The sequence below is a fragment of the Mesorhizobium sp. M7D.F.Ca.US.004.01.2.1 genome, from assembly GCF_003997785.1.
In the GTDB taxonomy this organism is placed as follows: domain Bacteria; phylum Pseudomonadota; class Alphaproteobacteria; order Rhizobiales; family Rhizobiaceae; genus Mesorhizobium; species Mesorhizobium loti.
Genome location: NZ_RZRQ01000434.1, coordinates 1 through 3,995 on the forward strand (window position 1 = coordinate 1; position 3,995 = coordinate 3,995).

Genomic DNA, 3,995 nt, shown 5'->3' on the forward strand with positions numbered 1-3,995 from the left:
CACCTGGACCGTGCATGACCAGCCCGCGGTCGACCTGACCTTCAGATATGCCGACCAGATGACGTTCGAAGGGTTCGAACCCGATCTGGTCAAAGTCGCCTGAAGTCGAGTGTCTGAAATGTGACTTGTACCAAGCCGGACGGAGCTTAAATAAGCCTCATGGATCAAGGCGATGAGGGCGATGGCCAGACAGCAAATGCGGACTATTCAATCCGCGTCGCCGCTGGCATCGGCGCTTTCACATGCGACGAATGGAACAGCTTTGCCGAAACTACGCGCGGCGATGCAGAAACCAATTACAATCCTTTGGTTTCCTTCGCTTTTCTGAGTGCACTTGAGGATTCCGGATGCGCCGTGCGGCGCACCGGTTGGCAGGGCCACCACCTCAGGCTGGAAGATGGGCAAGGCAGATTGCTGGGCGCGGTGCCCTGTTATCTCAAATCGCACAGCCAGGGCGAATATGTGTTCGACCATGGCTGGTCGGATGCGTTCGAGCGCGCCGGTGGCCGCTACTATCCAAAACTGCAAAGTGCTGTGCCGTTCTCCCCGGTCACCGGCCCTCGCCTGCTGGTCACCAAGGGCGAGGATATCGTCACCGTCAAGGCCGGTTTGGCGGCAGGCCTGAAGGCGGTGACGCAAAAACTCGGTGTTTCTTCCGCGCATGTCACCTTCGCGCAAGAGGGCGACGTGGAGGTGCTGGAAGCGGCAGGTTTCCTGCACCGCACAGACCAGCAATTCCATTTCTTCAACGAAGGCTTTTCAACCTATGACGACTTCCTCGCTACCCTTGCCTCGCGCAAGCGAAAGGCGATGAAGAAGGAAAGGCGCGAGGCGCTTGCCGACGGCATTTCGATCGACCGGCTGACCGGCAAGGATCTCACTGAGAAGGCCTGGGACGATTTCTTCGCCTTCTACATGGACACCGGCAGCCGCAAATGGGGCCGGCCCTATCTCAACCGCCAATTCTTTTCGCTGATCGGCGAGCGCATGGCCGACGACATCCTGCTGGTGATGGCCAGGCGCAACGGGCGCTATATTGCCGGCGCCATCAATTTCATCGGCTCCGACGCACTCTATGGCCGCAACTGGGGTTGCATCGAGGACCATCCCTTCCTGCACTTCGAGGTCTGCTACCACCAGGCGATCGACTTTGCCATCGAGCGCAAGCTGAAGGTGGTCGAGGCAGGCGCGCAGGGCGAGCACAAGCTGGCGCGCGGCTACCGGCCGGTGACCATGCATTCCGCGCACTACATTGCGCACCCCGGCCTGCGCAACGCCGTCGCCGACTATCTCAGACGCGAGCGGCAAGAGGTGGAGCGGATGGGCGAATATCTCGAAGAGCACACCCCGTTCCGCAAGGATCTGGAGGAGTAGCAACAGGGCTGCCCTGATGAGCAGGGTCGACTTCGCCGGGTCGTCTTGCCGACTTTCGACGGCTTCGCTACACGAAAGGCACAATCCGGAGCGTTCGCCATGGCCGCCTATGACACCGACAACATCTTCGCGAAGATCCTGCGCGGCGAGATTCCCTCGCAACGCGTCTACGAGGACGAAGCGGTCATAGCCTTCATGGATGTGATGCCGCAGGGGCCCGGCCATACGCTCGTGGTGCCGAAGGCACCGTCGCGCAACTTGCTCGACGCCGATCCGTCAATTTTCGGCCCGCTCTTCACCGTCGTTCAGAAAGTGGCGCTGGCGGTGAAAAAGGCCTTCGGCGCCGACGGTGTCACGATCCTTCAATTCAATGAGCCGGCCTCGGGGCAGACCGTCTATCATCTGCATGTCCATGTTATCCCGCGCTTCGATGGCATCCCGCTGAAACCGCACACTGGCGGAATGGAGAAGCCGGAAGTGCTGGCCGAGAGCGCCGAAAAGATACGGGCTGCGCTGGCCGCGCGGTGACGCTTAGCCCTCGGTTGTCAGCGCCTCGCATTTGGCCCTCGACAATGGCCGTCGCTGCTGTGCTTCGAATGCCCGCAGGCCCAGTCGCCAGCAGGCTATTGTAATCACCGCGCCGCCGAACACATCCATCAGATTGTGCCCGCCATGGATAAGAATTGCCGGCACCAACGCGGTGTTGGCGAGGATCAGCGCGAAACGAGCAAATGGATACGGCCAGATTGCGAAAAGCGACATCAGCGCCATGACCGTGTGGAACGACGGGAACCCTATGAGCCCTGTCGCCCGAATGGCTGAAATGTCGTTGATGCCATAAACCAGCAGGCGATTCAATTCCGCCCCGTAGGCGGAATTGACCACGGGTCCAACAATGCGATCGATTTCAGGGTCCAAGGTCCAGTAGGCGGAAGCGCCACTGGACGGAAACAGCGCCCAGCAAAAAATAGTGGCCAGCGCGGCAAACACCGCCGCCAGCATGGCAGCGTGAAGCTGCTTCCGATCGTTGGCCATGCCCAGGAAGAGAAAGACAAACAGGATCTGAGCCAGCGTCAGAGTATAGACCTGCCTCAGCGTATCCGAGAGAAGCGGGTATTGAGAAATCCATGCACAGGCGTCTGGCCACGAGTAACCGAACCAGGAGTCGATCCACACCAAGGTGGCGTCGATCGGCGCTGAATGCCGTGGCAAGAGCAGAAGGTTGAACAGCGAGGCAACAACTGAAAAGAGGATGAACAGCGCCAGAGCATGCGCAGTGAGCGCGATCCGCTCCGCTTTGCGGACCCGGCGATAGAATTGGCCGAGAGCGGTCATGACAATGGCAAAGCCGATGGAAAAAACATGGCTGTCAAGCGCAACGGTGACGTCCTTGACCCATGCAAGGAAAAAGCAGACGGCGACTAGCGCCAACACAATAGTCAGTATTGTCCGCTCTGCAGGTAGTAGGGTCATGCTTGAAACATGACCAATCATCGTTAATCAAGAGTGAAAATGGAAGCAGGAGTGGTCAAGAATTCCTGTGAGAATCCTATCGAGAATATAAGAACCTCAGAAAGCCATTGAATTCGAATTTTCTAATATAAGCTTCTCCCGAATTATATCAGCGCACTGGGCAGAGTTCAGAAGTGACGTATCGACTTCGAGATCGTACACGCCTGGCCGATGCACCTCTTCCTGCCACAGACGCACGGGCAATGGCGCGGGATCGTCAGCCGAGGCGGTCACATATCCCTTGTCCGCGGCGCTGGCCGCACGCCTCTCCATGATGATTTCGATCGGGCAGCGAACGCCGACAAGCAGCACCGGCAGGCCGGCGAGACGGCGGGCGCAATCGACGAGGCAGTTAAGGGGTTTCGAATAGGCATCGTGGTGGCCGACATCCGCAACGACATTCAGCCCCAGCCGGCTGTGAGCGGCTATCGATTCGTAGAGCGCTGCGTACAATCCGGGCACGACGCTTTCAAGATCCGGACGCTCGCCACCCGGCCGCAGCCCAATTCCAGGCTGATAGCGTGCCGGCGTGGCCTGCTCGTAAACGTCAACACCGAGATTGATCCAGACGCCATCGAAACTCTCCTGAATAGCTCTGGCGATGCTTGATTTTCCCGATCGCGGCGCGCCGTTCAAGATGATGATCTGGCCAACCATGCGTCACCTCGTGTTCCAATGGAAAAAGCCCCGTTTCCGGGGCTTTTTCGACTTTCGTAAGGCTCAGTTCTTTCGGGGCAGTTGCGGCACGAGGCTGCGCTTGCCGCCGTCCTTGCCCTTGGCCTCGGGCTTTGGCGCCACCAGCTTCTTGGCCGCGGGCTTTTTCGCGACGGCCTTTCTGGGCTTCGGCGTTTCTTCCGGCTCTTCCTTCTTCGGCTTCACCGGCGCCTCGTCGGCGAGCGATTCGAGCTTCAGGCCGGTCTCGCCGGTTTCCTTCTTCTCGACGGTGACACGCACCGTGCCGCCCTTCTTGAGCTTGCCGAACAACACCTCGTCGGCTAACGGCTTCTTGATGTGCTCCTGGATGACCCGGCCGAGCGGCCGCGCTCCCATGCGCTCATCATAGCCCTTGTCGGCGAGCCAGGCGATCGCATCCGCCGACAGGTCGAAGG

4 protein-coding genes and 2 pseudogenes are annotated in these 3,995 nt (G+C 59.4%); 3 read left to right on the plus strand and 3 right to left on the minus strand.

Annotated features, from left to right (window positions below; genetic code table 11):
- The 3 genes and pseudogenes from EN993_RS38485 to EN993_RS32355 all read left to right on the plus strand — a co-directional run.
- Positions 1–103: pseudogene (locus EN993_RS38485) on the plus strand (glycerophosphodiester phosphodiesterase); the annotation flags it as partial.
- 56 nt (positions 104–159) lie between these two features.
- A complete protein-coding gene (locus EN993_RS32350; protein WP_109669063.1) occupies positions 160–1,374 on the plus strand; it encodes a GNAT family N-acetyltransferase in 1,215 nt (404 codons plus the stop codon).
- A 99-nt stretch (positions 1,375–1,473) separates the two neighbouring features.
- Positions 1,474–1,902, plus strand: a complete 429-nt coding sequence (locus EN993_RS32355) for an HIT family protein (RefSeq protein WP_109669065.1) — start codon at positions 1,474–1,476, stop codon at positions 1,900–1,902.
- 3 nt (positions 1,903–1,905) lie between these two features.
- Here EN993_RS32355 and EN993_RS32360 read toward each other — a convergent pair whose 3' ends face one another.
- The 3 genes and pseudogenes from EN993_RS32360 to clpA all read right to left on the minus strand — a co-directional run.
- The gene (locus EN993_RS32360) at positions 1,906–2,868 is read right to left on the minus strand and encodes a phosphatase PAP2 family protein (RefSeq protein ID WP_245469030.1); all 963 of its coding nucleotides are present in this window, start codon (positions 2,866–2,868) and stop codon (positions 1,906–1,908) included.
- Between the two features lie 75 nt (positions 2,869–2,943).
- Positions 2,944–3,543 (minus strand): chloramphenicol phosphotransferase, encoded by a 600-nt coding sequence (locus EN993_RS32365; protein ID WP_109669067.1) that lies wholly within the window; start codon positions 3,541–3,543, stop codon positions 2,944–2,946.
- Between the two features lie 63 nt (positions 3,544–3,606).
- Positions 3,607–3,995: pseudogene (gene clpA / locus EN993_RS32370) on the minus strand (ATP-dependent Clp protease ATP-binding subunit ClpA); the annotation flags it as partial.